Origin of the sequence: Cronobacter sp. HA18003 (assembly GCF_011605905.1) — a bacterium.
Taxonomy (GTDB): Bacteria; Pseudomonadota; Gammaproteobacteria; order Enterobacterales; family Enterobacteriaceae; genus Cronobacter; species Cronobacter sakazakii.
In genome coordinates, this window is record NZ_JAANQO010000011.1 from 1,176,811 (window position 1) to 1,201,691 (window position 24,881).

Here is a 24,881-nt window from a genome sequence, read left to right on the forward strand (position 1 = left end):
GTCTTATCCTTTTTCTTACCTTAGCCGACGCTGTGCTCAAGGCTAATGGCTAATAATTTTTGCGCTTCGACCGCAAATTCCAGCGGCAGCTCTGAGAAGACATCCTTACAGAAGCCGTTAACGATCATGGAGATAGCGTCTTCTTCGCTGATCCCGCGCTGCAGGCAGTAGAACAGCTGGTCTTCGCCGATACGCGACGTAGTAGCCTCGTGCTCAAGCTGGGCGCTGTTGTTGCGGCACTCGACATACGGGAAGGTATGCGCGCCGCAGTCCGGGCCAATCAGCATCGAGTCGCACTGCGTGAAGTTACGGGCGTTGGTGGCGGTCGGCATAATTTTTACCAGGCCGCGATAACTGTTCTGGCTTTTGCCGGCGGAGATGCCTTTAGAGATGATCGTCGATTTGGTGTTTTTACCGATGTGGATCATCTTGGTGCCGGTATCCGCCTGCTGATGGCCGCTGGTCAGCGCCACCGAGTAGAACTCGCCGATGGAGTTGTCGCCGCGCAGGATGACGCTCGGGTATTTCCAGGTGATGGCCGAACCGGTTTCCGATTGCGTCCAGGACATCTTGCTGTTTTCGCCTTCGCACAGCGCGCGCTTGGTCACGAAGTTCAGGATGCCGCCGGTGTTGTTATCGCCGGGGAACCAGTTCTGCACCGTCGAATATTTCACTTCAGCGTCTTTATGGATGATGACTTCCACCACCGCCGCGTGAAGCTGGTAGCTGTCGCGCACCGGCGCGGAACAGCCTTCGATGTAGCTCACGTAGCTGCCTTCATCCGCCACCAGAATGGTGCGTTCGAACTGGCCGGTTTTCTCGGCGTTGATACGGAAATAGGTGGAGAGTTCCATCGGGCAGCGCACGCCTTTCGGCACGTAGATAAAGGTGCCGTCGGAGGCGACTGCCGCGTTCAGCGCGGCGAAGAAGTTATCGTTCGACGGCACGACGGTGCCGATGTATTTCTTCACCAGCTCCGGGTGATCGTGAATCGCTTCGCCGAACGAGCAGAAGATAATGCCCTGCTCCGCCAGTTTGTCGCGGTAGGTGGTGGCGACGGAAACGGAGTCAAAAATGGCATCCACCGCCACTTCCCGGCCTTCACGCACCGGTACGCCGAGCTGGTTAAACGCCTCTTCCACTTCCTGCGTCAGGTAGCTGTTATTGTTGCCGCCCGGCTGCTGCACCGCGCCCGGCTGTGACGCGCAGGCGTCGTCGCAATGGCCGCAGGAGGGGGCAGAATAGTAGCTGTAGTCCTGATAATTCAGTTTGTCGTAATGCGCGTGCAGCCAGTGCGGCTCTTCCATCTCAAGCCAGGCGCGATACGCGCTCAGGCGAAATTCGAGCATCCATTCAGGCTCGTTGCGTTTGGCTGAAATGGCGCGCACCACCTCTTCGCTGATGCCGTGCGCCAGTTCATCGGTCTGAAGCCGGGTAAAGAAGCCCTCTTTATAGTTCAGGGGGCCGCTCCAGGTGTTCACATCGTCAGTTGCTTCACTGTTACGGGACATAATTACTCCGCCTGGACCCCAAAACTTTCACCGCAGCCGCACGCGTGCTGCGCTTTAGGGTTATTGAATTTGAAAATCTGATTTAAGCCTTCGCGCACGTAATCCACTTCGGTGCCGTCGATAAACGGCATCGCCTGAAGCGGAACATAAAGCCGCGCGCCATCGGTCTCGAAAACGAGGTCTTCGTCTTTCGGCTCGCTGACGGTATCCAGCACATAGCCAAACCCGGCGCATCCGCTCTGTTTAACGCTAAGACGCACCCCCAGCAGACCCGGCTTCTGCGCCATTAAGTCGCGAATATGTCTGGCCGCGTCTGGGGTCATCGTCAGGCCCTGCCAGTTAAACTCGGCGGGGTTGAACGTACCGGTTTGTGATTCCATAGGTCTGCCTCCTGGAGTGAGTGCCTTTCGGGCGATAACGCTATGTTAGTGGTAATAATTCTCACTTCAACCTCTGCGCATCAGGGGTATTACCCTAAACGGCACTTTTTGAACACTTTCATTAAGCATAGACCCTCTCCGCAAGCGTGCAGAGGGCAAAAATGGCGGATGAAATTTTTTAATTATCAAAGGATTAACAAGCGAGACGAAGAGATTAAGCGGCAGCGTGAGCGCCTGAGGAAAAGATGTATCGTTTATACCTATTTATACTATAGATTCCTTGGGCAACGATAAATCAAACACTTATTTTTTCTGCGGACTGAAGAGTGTTGCGGACGAGCATGAACATAAGCGGGCATTGTTTCGCCTCAAACGTTCGCCTCAAACGTTCGCCTCAAAACACGCCCTGGGACGATTTTTGCCCGCAAATTTACTCCAAAGGCATGTCTGCCCCAAAATTCGCTTTTAAGCGTACACTTGTCTGTCACGCGCTTTTATCTCCCCAACACCCCGTGAAAGATATTTATCGGTTTATATCAGCCATGACTGCACATTCTGGAACACGTATTGTCTGCACAATGTCATTAAAGCGTTTTAACGAGCACATTCCCTCGGCATTTTTATCCTGACAGGAGGGTAACGTAAGCACAATCTTATGTGGGGAAGAGAACGATGAAGAAGACTTAAACTCTCGCATTTGTTGAAGGGTCTGATAAACAAAAGAAATTTGAATCCAGTCAGTATTATCACTCTCTCGTTTCCATCTTTCGAAAACCAGCTCACCGCCAGGAGGCGTATTATCAGGCTGCCCGGGTAAAGACCAGTTAAGATCGAATACCCCACTGAGATTGGCAATATTGGTGTCATGCCCCGCAATAAATAATAAAGAGACGGGCAATTTAATGCCGTAAGGATTTTCTGTTGCCCCATCACTGATTAATGCCCGGCTTATCAAATCGAGTAGCGGAGTCGCTCTGGTACGTGCAACGTCAGGCGTTCTTTGCAAAAGGTCAAACTGAGCATTATGCAGACGTAATAATTCTGTCCATTGTTTCTCGCCGTGAATTCGCCCCCATGCGACCTCTGGCATTCCCTGCGCCTCTTGCAACAGAAATATTTCCGTCAGCGTGGAAGACAGGCTCCATGCGCCGGATAATGAGACGTTATCTGGCGAAACGCTGAGTTCTGAAGGTAAGACTCCCGTGAGCGTGCAGCCCGGCTGACGTGGTGATTTGCATGCTGCTGACTGTGTGAAATTGAGCACCTGTTCCAGAGTACGAAAGGCAGAGTCATAACGCTGCGTGTACCGTTCAATATTTCCTTCCGCCCGTGCCAGAATTGCTGCCTGAGTCTTAGATACATTAAACGAGCACACACCTGTTTTTACTGGATTAAACAGGGGATCTTTTTTATCGACCTTTTTTTGATAATGAACTTTATTTTGACATCCCGGCGCAAATCCAGCCAGAAATGCCTCACCGGTTTTACGTGTGCGCTGATTGGTATCTGCAATAACGGCCACCTGATCGGGTGAAGGACATCCGTGGCTTTGCAGAACACCTTTATCGATGAGTACTTTCTTTTGGTATCGTCCCAGTTCGGTGACAAGCTCACCGCCCCGGGCCGTCAACCAGCCCAGCGGAACATCCCATTGAGGCCAGGGGTAAGGTGTGACCTCCTGCATTAACGGCGTAGACTTTGTTGGCGCTCTGACTCCGTGGCGACTGACTATCACTACGCGTTCAAGCTTCATTTTATCAGCCCCTTGCGCATGTAACGGGAAAACACCAGGCATCAAAATAAAAATGAAGAGGAATAAATGAAGAAATAGCGTTTTCATTGTCAGCCAACCTTATAGTTAAGGAACCATAAATAGCGAACACAGGAATTATTACCTTGTTATTTTATCACATCAGAACGCCTGACACGCCACTTTTCCAGTGGTTCTCCTTGTATAAGAGAGTGAGATCATTACCTGCGCCGCTATTATTCACCACTTTAAACAATCGCAAGCATGGATTATTTCAGGTTAAATACTTACCTGTGCCTCTGACAAAATCGGCGTGTGTGATTTAACTGATGACGTGATGACTTTTTATAGAAATAAAAAGGTGAAATAAGATGTTTAATAGAGTTTCACTATAAAAATGAAATCTACAGGCCACAATCAAAAGTAATAACAGTGAAAGCGCTGGGCAAACCAGGAAAAATCGGCAAACTGGCATGGAAATAATGAAAAAAAAGCGCCATCTCTGGCGCTTTTTATGCCGGAGCGAAATCTACACCACGGCCGTCGTCAGCCGTGATGAACAGCAGAGGCGCTCCTGCTCGTCGAAGATCTCTATCTGCCACACCTGATGACGCCGCCCGACATGCACCGCGCGGCAGACGCCGCGCACGCGGCCGCTGCGCACGCTGCGCAAATGGTTGGCGTTAACCTCAAGCCCGACGACATTCTGCTCGCCCTCGGTGCAGAGATAACCCGCCACCGAGCCGAGCGTTTCCGCCAGCACCACCGACGCGCCGCCGTGCAGCAGCCCAAACGGCTGATGCGTGCGGTGGTCCACCGGCATGGTGGCTTCAATCTCACGCTCATCAAGCCGGGTAAAGCGGATATCGAGCAGCCCGACCATATTATTCGCGCCCATGGCGTTGAGTGCGTCAAGCGTCGCGGTACGTTGCCAGATCATACAATCATCCCCAGAAGCGCCTGTAATGGATGGCGCACGCCGCTGCCCTCGATGCGTTTCACCTGGCTGCGGCACGAATAGCCCGTGGCGAGGCAGCGCGTGCGCGGCAGCCGCTGCATCGCCTGGTGCCAGGAGAGCTCATAGATACCGAGCGAGTTGGCGTGGTTTTTCACCTCATGGCCGTAAGTGCCCGCCATGCCGCAGCAGCCGACGTTCACGCCTTCAAGCTTCGCGCCGAATTTGGCGAAAATCGCGGCCCACTGCCCGGCAGTGCCCGGCAGCGCGGTCACTTCCGTACAGTGACCAAAGAGATACCACGGCTCGCCGCCCACGGGCGCGGCCGGACGATCCGCCAGCGCCGTGGTGAGCCACTCATGCACCAGTTGCACGTGAAACTCGCCGCGCGTCTCGCCAAGCGTCTGCTTATATTCATCGCGATAGCACAGCACCAGCGCCGGATCGACGCCCACCATCGGCATGCCGAGCGCCGCGACGCGGTTTAAGAAATCAGCCGTTTTGCGCGCGGTACGGGCGAAACGCTGGAGAAAGCCTTTGATGTGCTGCGCTTTGCCATTCGGCGAGAACGGCAAGACTACCGGCTGGAAGCCGAGCTTTTCGCACAGCCGCACGAAATCGGCCACTACCTGCGCGTCGTAATAGCTGGTGAACGGATCCTGCACCACCAGCACGGTGCGCGCTTTTTCGGCTTCGGTGAGGCGTTCCAGCTCTTCAAGCGTCATGCCCGCGCTGCGATGCCCCACCAGTTGCTGTTGCAGCGTCGGCGTGGAGAGCAGCGGCAGGTCGACCATGCCGATATGCCGTTCCGAAAGTGAGCGCACCCACGGCTGGCTCATAAAGAAGTTAAAGGTTTTCGGCGCACGGGCCATCAGCGGCGCATAGCTTTCGACCGTGGCAATCAGGTGGTCGCGCACCGGACGCAGATAGCGCGTGTGGTAAAGCTGCAAAAAGCGCGAGCGGAATTCCGGCACGTCGATTTTGATCGGGCACTGTGTCGAGCAGGCTTTACAGGCGAGACAGCCGCTCATCGCCTCTTTCACCTCGTGCGAGAAATCATATTCACCGCGATCGGCGTGCCAGCTGTTGCGGGTGCGCTCAATGAGCGAGCGCAGGCTGGCGCGCTTTTGCGGCAGCGCTTTTTCGAGCGCCAGCGGGTCCACGCCACGGTCGGAGAGCAGCCGCAGCCACTCGCGCACCAGCGTCGCGCGCCCTTTCGGCGAGTGAATGCGATTGCTGGTGATTTTCATCGACGGGCACATCGGGCTTTTCACGTCAAAGTTAAAGCACAAGCCGTTACCGTTGCACTCCATCGCGCCGCGCCAGGAGGTGCGCACCGCGAGCGGGATCTGACGGTCAAACGTGCCGCGTTTTACCGCATCCACCTTCATCATCGGCGCGTCGAGGCCGTATGGCGCACAGATTTTACCGGGGTTCAGGCGGTTATCCGGGTCGAACGCCGCCTTGATGCGCCGCAGTTCGTCATACAGCGTTTCGCCAAAAAACGCCGGGCTGTATTCCGCACGAAAGCCTTTGCCGTGCTCGCCCCACAACAGGCCACCGTAGCGAGCGGTGAGCGCCACGACTTCATCGGAGATGCGCTTCATCAGGACTTCCTGTTGCGGATCGCACATATCCAGCGCCGGACGCACGTGCAGCACACCCGCGTCCACATGGCCAAACATACCGTAGCTCAGCCCGTGACCGTCCAGCAGCGCGCGGAACTCGGCGATGTAATCGGCCAGATGCTCCGGCGGCACGCAGGTGTCTTCAGCAAACGGGATCGGCTTGGCGAGCCCTTTGGCGTTACCGAGCAGCCCGACCGCTTTTTTACGCATCGCGTAGATACGCTCGACGCCCGCGAGATCCCGGCAGACCTGCCAGCCAATGATGCCGCCCTGCTCCTGCGCCATAAACTCATCGAGCCGCGCGCACAGCGCTTCAACGCGCTGGTCAATCAGCGCTTCGTCATCGCCGGCGAATTCCACGATATTAAGACCGAGCATCGTTTTGTCCGGCACGTCGGTAATCAGCTCGCGCACCGAATGCCAAACGATATCTTCACGCGCCAGGTTCAGCACGCGGGAATCGACGGTTTCCACCGACAGCGCCTGCGCCTCGACCATAAACGGCGCGCTGCGCAGGGCGGAATCGAAAGAGTCATATTTAACGTTGACCAGACGGCGCACTTTGGGCAGCGGCGTGATATCGAGCCGCGCTTCGGTGATAAACGCCAGCGTACCTTCCGATCCGCACAGAATACGGGTCAGGTCAAATTCTGAAAGTGAGTCGTTAAAGACGTGGCGCAGATCATAACCGGTGAGGAAGCGGTTGAGCTTCGGAAACTTCTCCAGGATCAGCGCGCGCTGTTCGCGACAGCGCTCCAGCACGGTGTGGTAAACGCGCCCGAGCGTGGTCTGGGCGCGGCCCAGCTCTTCGGCAAGCGCGGTCGGCATCGCCTGGGTATCCAGGATATCGCCGCCCAGCAGCACCGCCCGTACGCCGAGCACGTGATCGGACGTTTTGCCATACACCAGCGAGCCCTGCCCGGAGGCATCGGTATTGATCATCCCGCCAAGCGTGGCGCGGTTGCTGGTGGAAAGCTCCGGCGAGAAAAAGTAGCCGAAGGGCTTCAGATATTCATTAAGCTGATCTTTGATAACGCCCGCTTCGACGCGCACCCAACCCTGCTCCGGGTTGATTTCAATAATGCGGTTCATATAGCGCGACATATCAACGACAATCCCCTGATTGAGGGACTGGCCGTTGGTGCCGGTGCCGCCACCGCGCGGGGTAAAAATAAGCGATTTAAAGCGCGGTTCGGCGGCAAGACGCGCCATCAGCGCCACATCGGCGGTGGAGCGGGGGAAAATCACCGCATCGGGAAGGAGCTGGTAGATACTGTTGTCGGTCGCCATCGTGAGGCGATCGGCGTAGTTCGTGGCGGTATCGCCGGTAAAACCCTGTTGCTCCAGTGCCTGCAAAAAATTCAGCACCACCTGTACCAGCCCGGGTGCCTGAGAAATTTGTGGGATCATGGATCCTGAACCTGCCTGACAATGAGATGTTGGAAGTTATCGTTTGCGTTGTGCCTTCAAGGTTGTATCACATTTTTATATGTCATGCCTGCCAGAAATGCGCCCGGCGTGCGGCTATCCAAATGCGCGGAAATCACTCATCATAAGAGCGCCCCGCATGGGGCGGGAACGCCCTTTTGGGCGTAACGCGAATGACAAAAGGTGAATGTGGTTTATGGTAAAACTTCGACAGCCCATGGACGTGCCGCAAATTCTGCTGTCCGTGTTGTTTCTCTCGGTCATGATCATCGCCTGCCTGTGGATTGTGCAGCCCTTTATTCTGGGGTTCGCCTGGGCAGGAACGGTGGTCATCGCCACCTGGCCGCTGTTGCTGCGGCTGCAGAAGATGCTGTGGGGCAGACGCTCACTCGCCGTCCTGGTGATGGTGCTTATCCTTATCATGCTGTTTGTGATCCCGGTGGCGCTGCTGGTTAACAGTCTTGTGGACAGCAGCGGACCGTTTATCCACTGGCTGACGTCCGGGAAGATGACGATCCCGGATCTGGCCTGGCTTAACAGCATCCCCTATATCGGCAATAAGCTTTATCTTGGCTGGCACAATCTCGTGGAGAGCGGCGGCTCGGCCATTATGGCGAAAGTGCGCCCGTATCTTGGCACGACGACCGGCTGGTTTATCGGCCAGGCGGCGCATCTGGGCAGACTGCTGATGCACTGTGGCCTGATGCTGCTGTTCAGCGCCCTGCTCTACTGGCGCGGCGAACAGGTGGCGTATGGCATCCGGCATTTCGCCATTCGTCTTGCCTCGAAGCGCGGCGACGCGGCCGTGCTGCTGGCAGGCCAGGCGATTCGCGCTGTGGCGCTCGGTGTCGTCGTCACGGCGCTGGTGCAGGGCGTGCTGGGTGGTATCGGGCTGGCGATTTCCGGCATCCCTTATGCGACGCTGCTGACGGTCGTGATGATCTTAAGCTGCCTGGTACAGCTTGGGCCGCTGCCGGTACTGGTTCCGGCGATTATCTGGCTCTACTGGAGCGGCGACGCCACCTGGGGCACCGTACTGCTTATCTGGAGCGCCGTCGTCGGCACGCTCGATAACATTATCCGCCCGATGCTGATTCGTATGGGTGCCGATCTGCCGATGGTGCTGATCCTCTCAGGGGTTATCGGCGGGCTGATTGCGTTTGGCATGATTGGCCTGTTTATCGGCCCGGTATTGCTGGCGGTCTCCTGGCGTTTGTTCTCCGTCTGGGTGCGTGAAGCGCCGCTGCCGGAGGATGATTCAGAAACGGTTATCGAAGCGCTGGAAGAGAGCGACAAAGAGAAAACGGCACAGTAAAAAACGCAGGCGGGGAAACCCGCCTTTTACTTAAGCATTGCTTATTAATTATTTCACTTCCCTACTGGTCAGACCCGTGATTTATCGTAAATCCCGTGGTTTGAGTCTTTAATAATTCATTAACGCTGAACTATTGAGACGAATCTGATCGACGCTAAAAATGGATAAGCCTACTATTAATCCACGGTTATAAATCAACGCCTTGATTTATAAACATGGAAATCCCCTGAGTGAAACAACGAATTGCTGTGTGTAGTCTTTGCCCATCTCCCACGATGGGCTTTTTTTTATTCTGTGACTGGTTAATTATTGCTCAACACAACACTCACTGAGCATACGCCAGTTATTTCCGAGCACGTGCGTTTCCCCTTCCACGGTCACGGTTCCGCGGCTGCGGATATCGCCACTGTTAGCGCCGACGCGGATTTCAAACTCGCCAGGCTCGACAATACGAACACCATCGCGGCTCGTGAAATTAAGCATATCGACAGGGATGCGGAACGTAACGCGCGCGCTCTCGCCAGGCGCAAGCGAGACCCGTCCGAAGGCTTTCAGCTCCTGCACCGGCCGTACCAGCGACGCTACTTTATCGCGCACATAGAGCTGCACCACCTCGCTGCCCGGCTGCGTACCGCTGTTAGTGACGGTGACAGATGCCTCAACATCGCCATTCATCGGCACGCGCGACTGCGCGATTTCCAGCTCGCCGTAGCGGAACGTTGTCCAGGTTTTGCCGTAGCCGAACGGGTAGCGCGAGCCGAAGTGAAACGCGTAAGGCGTGCCGCCGCTCTTGAGCTTGTGATTGTAATAGTAAGGCATCGCACCCGCGCTTTTCGGCACCGATACGACCAGCCTCCCCTGCGGCTCGCGCTTCCCGGTCAGCAGATCCGCAATCGCGTGGCCGCCCTCCTGCCCCGGCGCCCAGGCCATCACCCACGCCGCAACGCGCGACTCCAGCCCGCCCAGGTGATAAGGCCGCCCGCCGGTCATCACAACCACCAGCGGTTTGCCGGTCTCTACCAGCGCTTCCAGCAGCTGTTGCTGCACGCCCGGCAGTTGCAGGCTGTCGGTGTCAGAGCCTTCGCCCACGGTGCCGCTCTGGAAAAGCCCGGAGAGATCGCCTACAAACGCCAGCACCACATCGCTTTCGGTGGCAAGCCGCACCGCCTCCGGGATCAATGATGTGTCGTCAGAGACCGGCGACTGCTGCATCGGTTTTTCGCCGCTGTCGCCGGGGAAAACCGGCGCGCCCGCCATGCGTTTTTCAATGATATGGCACCCTTTCGCATAACCCGTCAGCGCGATGCCAGGCTGTTCGCGCAGCGCTGCCAGCGGCGTCGTCACCTGACTGGTCTGCTCCAGCATATCGCTGATAATGAGATGCACCGGGAAGCTGTAGCCGCTCAGCAGCGCCAGCGGATCGTCCGCCGTCGGCCCGACAACCGCTACGCGCGGCGTGCCTTTAAGCGGCAACACGCCATTATTCTCAAGCAGCGTCAGGGAACGCGCTGCTACCTCACGGGCAATGCGGCGCGTGTCGTCGCTTTGCAGCACGATGTCGTTCTCATCAGCGTAAGGATGCTCAAACAGCCCAAGACGGAATTTCTCCGCCAGCACGCGCGCGACAATCTCATCCACTTTTTCCATTGTCATCAGCCCGCGCTCAAGCGCCTGCGCCAGATGGCGCGCGCAGTCATCTTTCGGCAGCTCGATATCCAGACCGGCGTTAAAGGCGAGCGCCGCCGAGTGCGCCGCGTCCTGCGCCACGCCGTGATGCTGATGCAGCAGACTCACGCCGCCGTAGTCGGCAACAATAATGCCGTCGAAGCCCCACTGTTCACGCAGCACTTTGGTGAGGAGGAAATCGTCGGCGTGCGTCGGCACGTTGTCGATATCGTGGTAAGCGGGCATCACTGAACCGGCGTGTGCCAGCTTCACCGCCATCTCAAACGGCAGCAGGAAGGTATCATTCAGTTCGCAATACCCGAGATGTACCGGCGCATGGTTGCGCGCGCCCTCGCTGAACGAGTGGCCGACATAGTGTTTGAGCGTCGCCAGCAGGTCGCGTTTTGGCCCCTGTAACCCTTTCACATAGTGCGTCGCCATCAGCCCCACCAGCCACGGATCTTCGCCGAAAGTCTCTTCCGTGCGGCCCCAGCGCACATCGCGCGAGACATCCAGCACCGGTGCCAGCCCCTGATGGCAGCCTACAGCCCGCGCCTCCTGGCCTATCGCCTGTGCGGCCTGTTCCACCAGTTCCGGGTCCCAGGTTGAGCCGTAGTTGAGCGAGGACGGAAACAGCGTCGCGTCTTTACACAACAGCCCCACCAGACACTCTTCGTGGAACATGGCCGGGATGCCAAGCCGCGTTTCTTCCACCAGCATCCGCTGTAGCCGGTTGGCGGCGCGCACGCCTTCGCGCGGTGCGACGATATGCGTGCCAAGCGGGCGCGTTATCTGCCCTGCGCCGCGTTTAAGCCGCTCCGCCAGCGCCGCCTGTTGGGTGGCCCCGGAAAACTCATCGCTCAGGTCGGTACGCTCCCGGTGATCGCCATCCGGCGACAACACCAGCCAGTAAGCGTGCATCTGGGCGAATTTCTCCTCCGGCGTCATGCGGGCGAGCAAATCGGCGACGCGTTCAGCCACCGGACGGGTTGGGTCCTTATAGATTGTCATCGGTTACTCCTGAATAGCAGGCTTGAGAGAAGGGGTGTCTTTACGCAACTGGCGTTTTTGCACCAGCTCCGCGGCGATAGCGGCCACGCGGCGGCTGCTGAGCTGATAGAAGCAGAGCAGCAGCGCCATCAGTAAAAAGAGCGCGCACGGGATGAGCGTGAAGAGCGCGTTAATGGTGGTCAGCACGCTGGCGCTCTGGGTCGCCTGGTTTGGCAGGTAATCGACCATGCCGAGGATCCACCCCACCACGGCCCCGCCGAGCGCCAGACCCAGCTTGATGGCAAACAGCGCGGTGGAGAAGACCAGGCCGTCGAGGCGACGCCCGCTGCGGTGCTCTTCGTAATCCACCACGTCGGAAAACATGGTCCACTGCAGCGGCGTGGTCAGGTTCTGAATAAAGCTAAAGACGATATTAATGGCGAAAATTAACCAGACGGCAGTGGGGGGAATAAAGAATATCAGCGCAGCGAGAACGACGAAGCTAATAATCGTCCACTGGTAGGAACGCACACGGTCATATTTCCCGAGCAGGCGCTCAGATAATAACGCACCGGTAAGATTCGCCACCATGCCGGAGACAATAAATACAAACACTAAATCCGGGCGCAGAAGAACATATTTCACGTAATACATGGTCGCGGAGCCGCGCGTCACCACCGCCGTTAATAATAAAATATTGAACAGGAATATGATGCGCCACTGGCTGTTGGCCGCCAGCAGTTTTAAATCCTTGAGCATTGAGCTACTGGCGTCATTTACGGGCAGATAGCGCTCGCGGGTCATGAAAAAACAGCAGAAAAAGAGCACCACGCCCAGTAATCCCATCAGCCCCATCGCGTAGAAATAGCCTTTCTGCGCATCGCCGCTGCCAAGCCAGTCGACCATCGGCAGCGCGATGACGGTGACGATAAGCCCGCCGATAAACGACAGCCCAAAGCGCCAGGATTGCAGGGAATGGCGCTCGCGGGGGTCCATCGTCAGCGAGCCGGGCATGGCGCAGTACGGGACGTTAATGGCGGAATAGACGAGGCTCAGCAGACTATAAGTGACGCAGGCGTAAACAATTTTGGTGGTTTCGCTCGCCTGCGGCACATAGAAGGTAATCAGACAGCAGACGCCAAATGGAATGGCGAACCAGAGCAGCCACGGACGAAAGCGGCCATAGCGGGTGCGGGTGCGGTCCACCAGCGCGCCGATGCACGGATCGACAAACGCATCCACCGCCCTGACCAGTAAAAACATGGTGCCCATGATCGCGGCAGGCAGGCCGAAAACATCGGTATAGAAATAGGCGAGAAATAGCGTGGCGGTTTGCCAGACCAGCGCGCTCGCCATATCGCCTAAGCCGTATCCTATTTTATCTTTTGTCGTAAGAGCAGAGGTGAGGTTCATTATTATTGGCCTTATCAACGTTAGAAAGCGTGTTTCTCGCACGCAAACCACGGGTGCGATATCAGGCCTAAGTATTGTGAACGTGCCGCCCCCCAACAATTGCAGAAATCCACAGCCAGTTTATGATTTTTTGCTTTTTCCCGTATTTGTGATGTGGTGCAAATTACCCGTTGCAAATAAAAAACCCGCCATCAGGCGGGTTTGAAAATATATCGCAATTATTTTTTTAGCTCGGCCAGACTCAGCCAGGTTTGCACCACGGTATCCGGGTTAAGCGAGAGCGAATCGATCCCCTCTTCCATTAACCAGGCGGCGAAATCCTCATGGTCCGACGGCCCCTGTCCGCAGATGCCGACATATTTGCCCTGCTTTTTCGCGGCGCGGATCGCCATCGACAACAGCGCTTTCACGGCGTCGTTACGCTCATCAAACAGCTCAGAGACCACGCCGGAATCGCGGTCGAGGCCGAGCGCGAGCTGCGTCATGTCGTTAGAGCCAATCGAGAAGCCGTCGAAGTGCTCAAGGAACTGCTCGGCCAGCAGGGCGTTGGACGGGATTTCGCACATCATAATGACTTTCAGCCCGTTCTCGCCGCGCTTCAGCCCCTGGCGCGCCAGTTCGTCTACTACCGCTTTCGCCTGATCCACGGTACGCACAAACGGGATCATGATCTCCACGTTGGTGAGGCCCATCTCGTTTCGCACGCGTTTCACCGCCTCACACTCCAGCGCGAAGCAGTCGCGGAAGCTGTCGGCCACATAGCGCCCCGCGCCGCGGAAGCCGAGCATCGGGTTCTCTTCATGCGGCTCGTAACGCTCGCCGCCCACCAGGTTGGCGTATTCGTTGGATTTAAAGTCAGACAGACGCACAATCACGCGCTTCGGCCAGAACGCCGCGCCGAGTGTCGCGATGCCTTCCGTCAGACGGCCCACATAGAACTCCACCGGGCTGTCGAAGCCTTTCATCATCTCGCGGATCTGGTTTTGCAGCGCGGGACCCTGCTGGTCAAACTCCAGCAGCGCGCGTGGGTGCACGCCAATCATACGGTTGATGATAAATTCGAGACGCGCGAGACCCACGCCCTCATTCGGCAGGCAGGCGAAATCAAACGCACGGTCCGGGTTGCCGACATTCATCATCACTTTCAGCGGCAGATCCGGCATGGTATCGACGCTGGAGCTTTTGACGCTGAAATCGAGAAGATCGGCATAGACGTAGCCGGTATCCCCTTCGGCGCAGGAAACCGTCACTTTTTCGTCATCTTTAATACGCTCGGTGGCGTCGCCGCAGCCAACCACCGCCGGAATACCGAGCTCGCGGGCGATGATCGCCGCGTGGCAGGTACGCCCGCCGCGGTTGGTGACAATCGCCGCCGCTTTTTTCATGATAGGTTCCCAGTCCGGGTCGGTCATGTCGGTGACCAGCACATCGCCTGGCTGAATACGGTTCATCTCGCTGATGTCGTGGATCACCTTCACGGTGCCCGCGCCGATGCGGTGGCCGATGGCGCGGCCTTCCGCTACCACTTTCCCCTGGGAATGCAGCGTGTAGCGCTCCATCACCTGACCGCGCGAGCGCACGGTTTCCGGGCGCGCCTGGACAATAAACAGCTTGCCGGTGTGGCCATCTTTAGCCCACTCGATATCCATCGGGCGGCCATAGTGTTTCTCAATCTGTACGGCCTGTTTCGCCAGCTCCTGCACCTCTTCCGGCGTGATGCAGAAACGGTCGCGTTCGGCCTGCGGCACATCTTCGATGCGCACCTGTTTGCCGTGCTCCTGGGTATCGGCATACACCATACGGATTTTTTTCGAGCCCATGGTGCGGCGCACAATCGCCGGACGACCTTCCGCCAGCCCCGGTTTATGCACGTAGAATTCGTCAGGGTTGACCGCGCCCTGCACTACCATTTCACCAAGACCATACGCGGCGGTGATAAAGACCACCTGGTCGAAGCCCGATTCGGTATCAATGGAGAACATCACGCCAGAGGCGGCGAGATCGGAGCGCACCATGCGCTGCACGCCCGCCGAGAGCGCGACGCCGCGGTGATCGTATCCCTGATGCACGCGGTAAGAGATGGCGCGGTCGTTAAACAGCGAGGCGAACACATGTTTCACCGCCACCATCACCGCATCGATGCCCTGTACGTTAAGGAAGGTTTCCTGCTGGCCTGCGAAGGAGGCATCCGGCATATCTTCGGCGGTGGCGGACGAGCGCACCGCAAAGGAGGCGTCGGCGTCATCGGCGGAGAGCTGCTCGTAGGCTTCGCGGATCGCCTGCTCCAGCTCCGGCTGGAAAGGGGTGTCGATAATCCACTGACGGATCTGCGCGCCCGCTTTCGCGAGCTCAGTGACGTCGTCGATATCGGTTTTATCCAGCAGTTCATAGATACGCTGGTTAACGCCACGGCTTTCGAGGAACTGATTAAACGCCACGGCAGTGGTCGCAAACCCGTTAGGCACAGAAACACCCATGCCGGACAGGTTAGTAATCATTTCACCGAGGGAGGCGTTTTTGCCCCCAACTCTGTCTACATCATTCATGCCGAGCTGGTTATACCAAAGTATGAGCGATGACGAGCCATTGTTGGACATCGAAGCAATCCTTTTATGATATGAACGGAATTAAGAAACACCTGACAGCCGTTTTAGCCTGGCATAGAAAACGCTGCGGGAAAAACGGTGAATCGTTCAAGCAAATTGAAAATTTCAAATTTTCAGATAAATTCCGGATTGGGTAACTTCTTGATTAGGCTGGATTACTCTTTTGCACTATGATTTACAGTGATATTTGAAAAATGAAACGCGGCGTTCACTTAAAATAAAAACACCGTTTCAATGTTAAAAATAAGAGAAGTGCCATGCCCCCGGTATAAGCATTATTTTATGCTTAAGATGATACTCAACCTGAATTAAGGACGGATACAATGGATAATGTTGTCGATCGCCAGGTCTTTTATATTTCTGATGGAACCGCTATCACCGCAGAAGTATTAGGCCATGCGGTGATGTCGCAATTCCCGGTCAGCATCAACAGCATTACCCTGCCGTTTGTGGAAAACGAGAGCCGCGCCAGAGCGGTGAAAGAGCAGATTGACGCCATCTACCAGCAGACCGGCGTGCGCCCGCTGGTCTTCTACTCCATCGTGCTGCCGGAGGTCCGTGAGATAATTCTGCAAAGCCAGGGATTTTGTCAGGACATCGTTCAGGCGCTGGTCGCCCCGCTTCAGGAAGAGCTTCGTCTCGATCCGTCGCCCGTCGCCCACCGCACCCACGGTCTCAACCCCGCCAACCTGAATAAATATGATGCGCGCATCGCGGCGATTGATTACACGCTCGCCCATGACGACGGTATTTCGATGCGCAATCTCGATCAGGCGCAGGTGATCCTGCTTGGCGTCTCACGCTGCGGCAAAACGCCCACCAGCCTCTATCTGGCGATGCAATTCGGCATACGGGCCGCCAACTACCCCTTTATCGCCGATGATATGGATAACCTGAACCTTCCGGCGGCGCTGCGCCCGTTCCAGCACAAACTGTTTGGGCTGACAATTAACCCGGAGCGGCTGGCGGCCATTCGCGAAGAACGGCGCGAGAACAGCCGCTACGCCTCGATGCGCCAGTGCCGGATGGAAGTGGCCGAAGTGGAAGCGCTCTACCGCAAACATCAGATCCGCTACATCAACAGTACTAACTATTCGGTGGAAGAGATCGCCACCAAAATCCTCGACATCATGGGGCTTAATCGCCGTATGTACTGACAAACTAGTACAAAGGTGCGAGAGTCTGTGTTAGGGTAACGTCACGTGGCCCGGTGAATCTTTTAATAGCCTTGTATTCAGGGCGGATTGGTTTATCGTGATGCCCATCACTTCCGGCGCTGATGCCGATGAAGCAACAGATTCTGAGACACCCATGATTAAAACCGATGAACTTCGTACTGCGCGCATCGACAGCCTGATTACCCCGGCGGAACTCGCAGAACGCTACCCCGTGACGCCAGGGGTCGCAGGCCATGTGCTTGACGCCCGTCGTCGTATTGAAAAAATCCTTAACGGCGAAGACCCGCGCCTGCTGGTGATTATCGGCCCCTGCTCGATTCACGATCCACAAGCGGCCGTGGATTACGCCCGCCGTCTGGTCCGGCTGCGGGAGAAATACGATTCCCGTCTGGAAATCGTCATGCGCACCTATTTTGAAAAGCCGCGCACCGTGGTGGGCTGGAAAGGGCTGATCTCCGACCCGGATCTCAACGGCAGCTACCGCGTCAATCACGGTATCGAACAGGCGCGCCGTCTGCTGCTCGAGGTGAACGCACTGGGCGTGCCGACCGCCACCGAGTTTCTCGATATGGTGGTCGGCCAGTATATTTCCGATCTCATTAGCTGGGGCGCTATCGGCGCGCGCACCACCGAGAGCCAGATCCACCGCGAAATGGCCTCGGCGCTCTCGTGCCCGGTAGGCTTTAAAAACGGCACCGACGGCAACACGCGTATCGCGGTGGACGCCATTCGCGCCGCGCGCACCAGTCATATGTTCCTCTCGCCGGATAAACATGGCCGAATGACAATTTACCAGACCAGCGGCAACCCGTACGGGCACATCATTATGCGCGGCGGGAAAACGCCAAATTATCATGCCGAAGCCATTAACGACGCCTGTGAAGCGCTGCGGGAATTTGATTTACCGCAGCGGCTGGTGGTGGATTTCAGCCACGGCAACTGCCAGAAACAGCATCGCCGTCAGCTCGATGTCTGTGATGATATCTGTCAGCAGATCCGCGCGGGTTCAACCGGTATCGCAGGCGTGATGGTGGAAAGCTTCCTTGTGGAAGGCACCCAGAAAATCACACCGGGCACGCCGCTCACCTACGGCCAATCCATTACCGACCCGTGCCTTGGCTGGGACGACAGCGAAACGCTGCTGGAACGGCTCGCCCGGGCGGTGGAAAGCCGTCTCTGAAAAGTGCTTTCTGTGTGCATATAAAAAGGGAAACCCAGGGAGGGTTTCCCTTTTTTACGCGCCTGCGTTAAAGCATCAGCTTGAACAGCTCACTTCCAGATGCTTACCCCAGTCCGGCGGGCGATGGGTGTAGTCATCATCGCGATCGGCGAAGGGGTTACGCAGTGCCTCCAGCAGTCGTGACAGCTCGCTGGCGTCGTCACGCTCCGCGGCTTCGATGGCGCGCTGGGCCAGCCAGTTGCGCAGCACCAGCGCCGGGTTAACGGATTTCATCAGCCGCTGACGCGCATCATCCTCCTCGCCCTCTTCTTCCAGCCGCGCGCGGTAGCGGGCAAACCAGGCGTCAAAGGTGGCGCGGTCGATAAACTCATCTCGCAGTGGCGAGGCGGACGAGTGCTGTTCCGTCTCGCTCAGCATTCGGAAAGTGCGCGTGTAGTCGCTCCCTTCGCGCGCCATCAGGGTGAGCAGCTCCCGCAGATAGTCGTTGTCGCCCTCTTTTTCGACGGTAAAGCCGAGCTTCGCGCGCATCTGCCGGCCCCACTCGCGCAGCAGCGCGGGCTGATAATCATCCAGAAGCGCATTGAGCCGCTCCGCCGGAATAATCGGCGAAAGCGCCTGCGCCAGACGTTGCAGGTTCCACAGGCCAACGCCCGGCTGGTTGTCAAAGGCGTAACGCCCCTGGTAATCCGTATGGTTGCAGATAAAGCCCGGCTGGTAGTCATCGAGAAAACCGTAAGGGCCGTAATCCATCGTCAGCCCGAGGATCGACATGTTGTCGGTGTTCATTACACCGTGTGCGAAACCGACGCACTGCCAGCTCGCCATCAGTTGTGCGGTACGCGTCACCACCTCGCCAAACCAGAGCGCGAAACGATCTTCCTCCTGCGCCAGGTGTGCGAAGTGATGTTCAATCACATACTGCGCCAGTTCACGCACGCGCTCCGGTTCACGGCGGTAGTAAAAATGCTCGAAATGGCCGAAGCGCACATGGCTTTCGGCGATGCGCATCAGCATCGCACCGCGCTCGGTGGTTTCACGACGCACCGGCGTGTCGCTGGTGACAATGGTGAGCGCGCGGGTGGTGGGAATACCAAGCCCGTGCATCGCTTCTGAGGCGAGAAATTCGCGCACCGTTGAGCGCAGCACCGCGCGGCCGTCGCCCATTCGCGAATAGGGTGTGAGGCCCGCGCCTTTCAAATGCCAGTCCAGTTTGCAGCCATCGCTGAGCTGCTGTTCGCCGAGCAAAATACCGCGACCATCGCCGAGCTGGCCTGCCCAGACGCCGAACTGATGGCCGCTGTAAACCTGAGCCAGCGGCGCCATGCCCGGCAGCAGCGTTTCGCCGCCCCAGACACCTGCCGGCCCCTGATAGTCAAACAGCGTTTCCGGGAGTTCCAGCGCCTGCGCCAGCGGTGCGTTATGACAGAGCAGACGGCTGTTGTTGAGTGGCGTGGGCGTTAATTCTGTATAAAAACCTGGCAGTTCATCGCGCCAGGTGGCGATAAAACGGGGATGTTGGCTCATGGCTCCTCCTGCACTAAGTGTAGTGCGTTATGGAGGCATTAAACACGGTAGAGGTTTAAGGTTATTGCGCCATAGCGAGTGTCAGAACGAGGGTTTCACCATCCATTGCGGGCCACAGTGTGCCCTGAGCGCCACTAAAACCGAGACGGCGCGCTTCTTCTAATGTTTCATCGTTATCGACACCAGGCAGGATCAGCGTCTGGCAACTGGGGCCGACCTGATTGGCGATCGCATACATAAACGGCTCAAACATCCCGCCCGCGCGGCGTTTCTGCACGAACGTTTTATCGAGTGCGACACGGCGGAACAGACCGTCGAAGATCGCGCGCCCCGTGGCAGCACCAGCACCAAAGTTGCTCAGCATTAATGGAAAATAACGCGAAAGTGAAAACATCGTTTTATTTTCTTTACCCTTATTAAGTTCAGGAAAATTCTCATTAATACCTAACTCAAGAAACGGTAATTGCGCGAGGCGCGCCCGTAATGTCGGGCTGGATAAAATCGCACTGGCTATCTTCTGATCAATGTTTACAACGGCGAACAGCGAATTTTTTATAAATGCTTCACGCCACTTTTCAAGCAAACTTATTTTTTCGTAAAAAAGCATTAATCTTTCTTCAGAATTAATTCGTGGGATAATGAATTCCGTCGGAAAGCGAATCTGCGCATTCAGGCTGGTAAAATGGGCAATAACTTCCATGCCCAGCAGCCCCCCGGAAGTATGGGCGATCGGGGCGAACAGCAGATGAGACTGATACCGTGTATCGAGCGAAACAATCATATTGTCTGCCCTGCGCGTTATTAATCGGAGCCCGCTATACTGTATTAAGTCGCTACCACGTGCAACCAGGTTGATTCTGTTAGACTATTTATCCTGCCGTTTCGGCATCAATTTCAGATTACTCCTTACAGAATGAGCTTATCCTGGTATTTCATTTTTCACCAGAGCCAGTCAGATCCTTTACAGAATCACGCTCCATCATTTTTGGCGTGAATATTTGCTGCTCAGTTTCTTCTTCCAGTAATTTTTTCGCGCCGTAACGTGCCATTTCGGTAATTGGGAAGTGGACGCTGGTCAGACGTGGACGAACAAAATCGGCGCGCTCGCCGCTGTCATAACAGATACAGGAAATATCCTGCGGGATCCTTAAGCCTTTTTCATTAATCGCGAGCATGGCCCCCACGGCCATCTCTTCGTTACAGCAGTAAACCGCCGTTGGCTGGTGACGCTCAAGCAGCGCCTGCATGTTCAGATAGCCGCCCTGGAGCGAGTAATCCGCCTCCAGACAGGCCACCGGCGTCAGGCCTGCCGTTTCCATGACATCAAGAAAGCCCTGCAGACGCAAACGGCTGGAGGCGCGTGAAAGTGGGCCGTGGAGACAGGCAATGGCCGTGTGGCCACGCGTGAGAAAATAGCGGGTGGCAAGCGCGCTGGCCCCCCGATGATCAAACGTGACGCAGCGGGATTCCAGCCCCGGCACGTCGCGATCGAGGATGACAAAGCGTCGCCCCGCCGCCGCCATCGCGCGCAGCGCGTCGTCTTCCAGCATACGCACATGCAGCAACAGGCCGTCGCAGCGCAGGTTATAGAGCTGGCTGATGGCGTCACGTTCGTTTTGCGCGCTGTCACGCCCCTGCGTCACCAGCAGCTGTTTGCCGTGGCGCTGCGCCTCGCTCTGTACGGTATCCATCAGCGCGCCGAAAAAGCCGCCGCGGTAAGAGGTGGTGACGAGCCCAATGGTATGGCTCTGGCTGGAAGCGAGCGCGCGCGCCGCCGGATTAGGCGAATAGCCGAGCGCCTGAATCGCCGCTTCGACGCGCGCTCGGGTTTGTGATTTGACGTTGGTGTCGCCGTTGACCACGCGTGACACCGTGGCACGTGACACGCCCGCATGGGCGGCGACATCTTCCAGAGTAACCATCAGGCGATCCCTTTCATCTGTGAGGCCACCTGATAGTACCCGAAATTTTCGCGCCGGGTGAGCTTATCCCCGGAATTGCGGCAGGTAGTCGCGGTTCAGCGTCAGCACTTCTTCGAGCAGTGATTGGGCAAGTACCGCGTCGCCCACCAGCGGGTTGGTCACGAGCGCCAGCAGTCCGCTGTCGCGACAGCCTTCCACCGCCGCCTTAATGGTGAGCCGTTCATACGTTTTCACCTGCACCGTTAAGGCGTGCATCGCAGGCGGCAACGCGCCGAACACCAGCGGGTGCGCGCCCTGCGCGTCCACCACGCAGTTGGTTTCGACCACGGCGTCATCCGGCAGCCCGTGAATAGCCCCGCGGTTGGCAGTGTTAACCACAAGCGTTGTGCCGCGGTCGTTATGAATGGCATCGATAAGCTCCAGCGCCACCTGCGAATAGAACGCGCCGCCGCGAAAGCTGAGCTGCTCCGGCTTCTGCGCCAGGTGCGGATCGTTATACAGCTCGAAGAGTTCGCGCTCTACCGCCATCACCTGTTCGGCGCGGGTGCCGCGGCCGCGCGCCGCCTCAATCTCTTCTTCCAGCATCTGGCGGCTTAAGTAGAAATAGCGGTGGTACGGGCACGGGATTGCGCCGAGCGCGCGTAGCAGCGGCGCAGGCCACGGGGCTTCCTGAATGTTGTTCATGGTGAGCGTCGCCCCGTTACACAGTTTGTCGAGCACCTCCTGCGTGCGGTCTTCGCCGCGCACCGTCACCTGATGCACCCAGACCATATGATTCAGCCCCGCAAAACGCAGCGCGACGTCCTGCGACGGCGCGCCAAGCATGGCGGCTATCATATGGTGCATGGTGACCGGCACATTACACAGCCCGATGATTTTCGCCCGGCTGTGACGCTGCACCGCCTCGGTGACAATCGCCGCCGGATTGGTGAAGTTGATTATCCAGGCGTCCGGCGCCAGCGCCTCCACTTTGCGGGCGATCTCCAGCATTACCGGAATGGTGCGCAGCGCTTTGGCAAAACCACCGACGCCGGTGGTTTCCTGGCCAATCAGCCCATATTTCAGACCGAGCCGCTCGTCGGCGGCGCGCGCCGGGAGCTGGCCCACGCGCAGTTGCGTCAGCACAAAGCGCGCGCCGCGAATCGCTTCATCGGGCGTGAAATGCACCGTCACGCGCACGTGTGCCAGCCCGTTTTTATCAAGCATACGGCGCGTCAGCCCCGCGATGATCTCTACTTTCTCGCGCCCCGGCTCGACATCCACCAGCGCAAGTTCATGCAGCCTGATGCTCGCTTTGCGGGCGATAAGCCCTTCCACCAGCTCCGGCGTATAGCTGCTGCCGCCGCCGATAATGGCGATTTTAATAGTCTGTTCGGTCATGAGGTTCTCCCTGTGGTGTGGGCCGAAGCGGCGACGGCATCGCTTTCCTGCGCCTGCGCGCGCTCCTGGCTGATAAGCTGTTTTTCGTACACTTTAAAGAAGGGGTACCAGAGCAGGCCGTCCACGACCAGCAGAACGACCACCAGCAACGCGGCACGCATATCCCAGGCAGAGGAAATCATCGCCCCCAGTGGCGCGGGTGCGGTCCAGGGCGCCATCGCTACCATTTTCTGCACCAGATCCATCTCCAGCGCCACATACGCCAGCACGGCGTTAACCAGTGGTACCAGCAGCAGCGGCACAAACAGCGTCGGGTTCATCACTACAGGCGACCCGAACAGCAGCGGCTCGTTGATATTAAAGACTGCCGGCACAATACTCAGCCGCCCGATGGTTTTCAGATGCGCTGAACGGCTTCGCAGGTACAGCAGCGCCAGCACCAGCGTTGAACCGGAGCCGCCGATGCAGACATAGAACGCCCAGAACGGCGCCGTGAGAACCTGCGTGGTCTGCGCGCCGTGAGAGAGCAGCGCCGCATTGGCAGCGATATTCGCCATAAACAGCGGGTTCAGTAACCCCTGCACCAGATTGTCGCCGTGGATACCCGCAAACCAGAGCAGATTCGCCAGCAGCACGCAGAGCAAAATCGCGGGCAGGCTGTCGCCTGCGGCAATCACCGGCTGGAAAAGCTGCATCACCGCCGCCGGGATAAGCATCTGGAATTCGCTCTGCATGACCAGGCTTAACGGGTAGAGAGTGAGCAGAATGCCGGTCATCGGCAGCAGCAGATCAAACGAGCGCGCGATAGCGGGCGGCACCTGCTCCGGCAGGCGCAGCGTAATGCCATATTTTTTAAGCAGCCGCGTCAGCTCAACCGACCAGACAGCGCACAGCAGCGCGGTAAACACACCCTGCCCGCCGAGGAAATCGAGCGACAGTTTATTATCAGCCTGCGGCGCGGCCACGAGCAGAAAGGCGGTCAGTGAGAGCAACCCGGCGGTAAGACCGTCCAGCTGGTACGATTTTGCGAGGCTATAGGCCGTCCCGACAGAAACAAACACGCTCATTAACCCCATCGTCATAAAAAACGGCATGGTGATGGTGTTCCAGTGCGCTTTGGCAAAGCCGAGCCAGAGCCTGCCGAAGGCAGACGTCGTCGCCTCATCAAACGGCGGATTGGCGATGATAAGCATCATGCTGCCAATAATGAGAAACGGCATGGCGCAGATAAAACCATCGCGAATAGCGATGATATGCCGCTGGGTGCCGATACGTCCGGCGAGCGGCGCGACATGGCGCTCGACCAGCGCCATCACTCCGGTATAAAGACTCATAGCGCACCCCGTGTTGCGTGATACATGCGATTTCCCCCGTTGCGTGACGTTAAAATGAGAGCGCTCTCAATACATAATCACTGTAACTCAGTCGGCAAAGCGCCATTGTGAGAGCGCTCTCATTATGGTTATAAAAAAGACAGCACAGATAAACGTCGGGAGAAATCCCACCGCGGACGCGGTGGGCGAACACTAGATGCGGCGCGCCTGCCAGAACTTTTTGCGCCAGTAGACGTTATCAAGAGAAGAACGCATCACGCCGCGGCTGGTGGAGGCGTGGATAAACTGGTTATCGGTGTCGTAGATGCCGACATGAAGGCCGTTTTGTCCGGAGCCGGTTTTAAAGAAGACTAAATCGCCAGGCAGCAGCTCGTCCTTGTCAATTTCAGTCCCGATCTCCGCCTGCTGACGGGTTTCGCGTGGCAGCATCAGCGAGAAACGATCGCGGAAGGTCATCATCACAAAGCCGGAACAGTCCACGCCACCGCGGCTCATGCCGCCGTAGCGGTAAGGCGTGCCGTACCAGTGGTTCAGCTGGTCGTTGAGTTCAGCAATCACGGTGATGGAGTCGGAAAGTCGTGCGTTTGGCGGCGGCGCGCGGTGGGAGCTACATCCCGCCAGCAGCAGCGTCGCAACAAGAAAGATCCATAGCCGCATTTTTCAGGCAAATCCTCTGGCCTTGTGATTTTTCGCTAATGTAGCCGCCAGCGCGTCGGCTGGCA

At 57.3% G+C, this 24,881-nt stretch carries 17 protein-coding genes and 1 other RNA gene; 4 read left to right on the forward strand and 14 right to left on the reverse strand.

The genetic code is table 11. The features are described 5' to 3' along the window. Nucleotides 1–20: 20 nt before the first annotated feature. The 5 genes from sufB to ydiJ all read right to left on the reverse strand — a co-directional run bounded on the left by sufB (nt 21) and on the right by ydiJ (nt 7,634). Nucleotides 21–1,511, reverse strand: a complete 1,491-nt coding sequence (gene sufB / locus G6041_RS06610; RefSeq protein ID WP_004386233.1) for a Fe-S cluster assembly protein SufB — start codon at nt 1,509–1,511, stop codon at nt 21–23. 2 nt (nt 1,512–1,513) lie between these two features. Continuing rightward, nucleotides 1,514–1,891 carry a Fe-S cluster assembly scaffold SufA gene (gene sufA / locus G6041_RS06615; protein ID WP_004386234.1) on the reverse strand — a complete coding sequence of 126 codons (378 nt, stop codon included), beginning with the start codon at nt 1,889–1,891 and terminating at the stop codon, nt 1,514–1,516. A 523-nt stretch (nt 1,892–2,414) separates the two neighbouring features. Further along, on the reverse strand, nt 2,415–3,731 hold the full coding sequence (locus G6041_RS06620) for an AppA family phytase/histidine-type acid phosphatase (protein ID WP_012124980.1): 1,317 nt from the start codon (nt 3,729–3,731) through the stop codon (nt 2,415–2,417). A gap of 439 nt (nt 3,732–4,170) precedes the next feature. Continuing rightward, nucleotides 4,171–4,581, reverse strand: coding sequence for a 1,4-dihydroxy-2-naphthoyl-CoA hydrolase (menI, locus tag G6041_RS06625; RefSeq protein ID WP_012124981.1), 411 nt, complete (start codon nt 4,579–4,581; stop codon nt 4,171–4,173). Continuing rightward, the gene (ydiJ, locus tag G6041_RS06630) at nt 4,578–7,634 is read right to left on the reverse strand and encodes a D-2-hydroxyglutarate dehydrogenase YdiJ (RefSeq protein ID WP_012124982.1); all 3,057 of its coding nucleotides are present in this window, start codon (nt 7,632–7,634) and stop codon (nt 4,578–4,580) included. The genes menI and ydiJ overlap by 4 nt, the downstream gene beginning before the upstream one ends. Nucleotides 7,635–7,848: 214 nt before the next feature. Between ydiJ and ydiK the strand changes: the two genes are divergently transcribed. Further along, nucleotides 7,849–8,967, forward strand: a complete 1,119-nt coding sequence (gene ydiK, locus G6041_RS06635) for an AI-2E family transporter YdiK (protein ID WP_032975707.1) — start codon at nt 7,849–7,851, stop codon at nt 8,965–8,967. Nucleotides 8,968–9,150: 183 nt separating this feature from the next. After that, nucleotides 9,151–9,258, forward strand: an RNA gene (gene rprA, locus G6041_RS06640) — antisense sRNA RprA. A gap of 15 nt (nt 9,259–9,273) precedes the next feature. On the opposite strand, the gene G6041_RS06645 is transcribed toward rprA, so the two are convergent. The 3 genes from G6041_RS06645 to ppsA form a co-directional block, all read right to left on the reverse strand. After that, nucleotides 9,274–11,643, reverse strand: a complete 2,370-nt coding sequence (locus G6041_RS06645; protein ID WP_012124984.1) for a glycoside hydrolase family 3 N-terminal domain-containing protein — start codon at nt 11,641–11,643, stop codon at nt 9,274–9,276. Nucleotides 11,644–11,646: 3 nt separating this feature from the next. Beyond that, a complete protein-coding gene (locus G6041_RS06650) occupies nt 11,647–13,035 on the reverse strand; it encodes an MFS transporter (RefSeq protein WP_012124985.1) in 1,389 nt (462 codons plus the stop codon). Between the two features lie 218 nt (nt 13,036–13,253). Next, complete coding sequence (gene ppsA, locus G6041_RS06655) at nt 13,254–15,632, reverse strand: phosphoenolpyruvate synthase (RefSeq protein WP_012124986.1); 2,379 nt, start codon at nt 15,630–15,632, stop codon at nt 13,254–13,256. Nucleotides 15,633–15,964: 332 nt separating this feature from the next. Between ppsA and ppsR the strand changes: the two genes are divergently transcribed. Next, the gene (gene ppsR, locus G6041_RS06660; RefSeq protein ID WP_004387810.1) at nt 15,965–16,798 is read left to right on the forward strand and encodes a posphoenolpyruvate synthetase regulatory kinase/phosphorylase PpsR; all 834 of its coding nucleotides are present in this window, start codon (nt 15,965–15,967) and stop codon (nt 16,796–16,798) included. A gap of 154 nt (nt 16,799–16,952) precedes the next feature. After that, complete coding sequence (locus G6041_RS06665; protein WP_041460524.1) at nt 16,953–17,999, forward strand: 3-deoxy-7-phosphoheptulonate synthase; 1,047 nt, start codon at nt 16,953–16,955, stop codon at nt 17,997–17,999. A gap of 75 nt (nt 18,000–18,074) precedes the next feature. Here the strand turns inward: G6041_RS06665 and selO are convergent, their stop codons facing one another. From selO to G6041_RS06695, 6 genes are all read right to left on the reverse strand, one after another. Beyond that, nucleotides 18,075–19,523 (reverse strand): protein adenylyltransferase SelO, encoded by a 1,449-nt coding sequence (gene selO / locus G6041_RS06670; RefSeq protein WP_012124988.1) that lies wholly within the window; start codon nt 19,521–19,523, stop codon nt 18,075–18,077. Between the two features lie 61 nt (nt 19,524–19,584). After that, the gene (locus G6041_RS06675; RefSeq protein WP_007849483.1) at nt 19,585–20,304 is read right to left on the reverse strand and encodes an EAL domain-containing protein; all 720 of its coding nucleotides are present in this window, start codon (nt 20,302–20,304) and stop codon (nt 19,585–19,587) included. A gap of 151 nt (nt 20,305–20,455) precedes the next feature. Further along, the gene (locus G6041_RS06680) at nt 20,456–21,448 is read right to left on the reverse strand and encodes a LacI family DNA-binding transcriptional regulator (RefSeq protein ID WP_255311548.1); all 993 of its coding nucleotides are present in this window, start codon (nt 21,446–21,448) and stop codon (nt 20,456–20,458) included. A 60-nt stretch (nt 21,449–21,508) separates the two neighbouring features. Then, nucleotides 21,509–22,825: a 6-phospho-beta-glucosidase gene (locus G6041_RS06685; protein ID WP_012124990.1), complete on the reverse strand. Its 1,317-nt coding sequence runs from the start codon at nt 22,823–22,825 to the stop codon at nt 21,509–21,511. Beyond that, nucleotides 22,822–24,159, reverse strand: a complete 1,338-nt coding sequence (locus tag G6041_RS06690; protein ID WP_012124991.1) for a PTS cellobiose transporter subunit IIC — start codon at nt 24,157–24,159, stop codon at nt 22,822–22,824. The genes G6041_RS06685 and G6041_RS06690 overlap by 4 nt, the downstream gene beginning before the upstream one ends. A gap of 192 nt (nt 24,160–24,351) precedes the next feature. After that, nucleotides 24,352–24,816, reverse strand: a complete 465-nt coding sequence (locus G6041_RS06695; RefSeq protein WP_004387814.1) for an NlpC/P60 family protein — start codon at nt 24,814–24,816, stop codon at nt 24,352–24,354. Between the last annotated feature and the right edge of the window lie 65 nt (nt 24,817–24,881).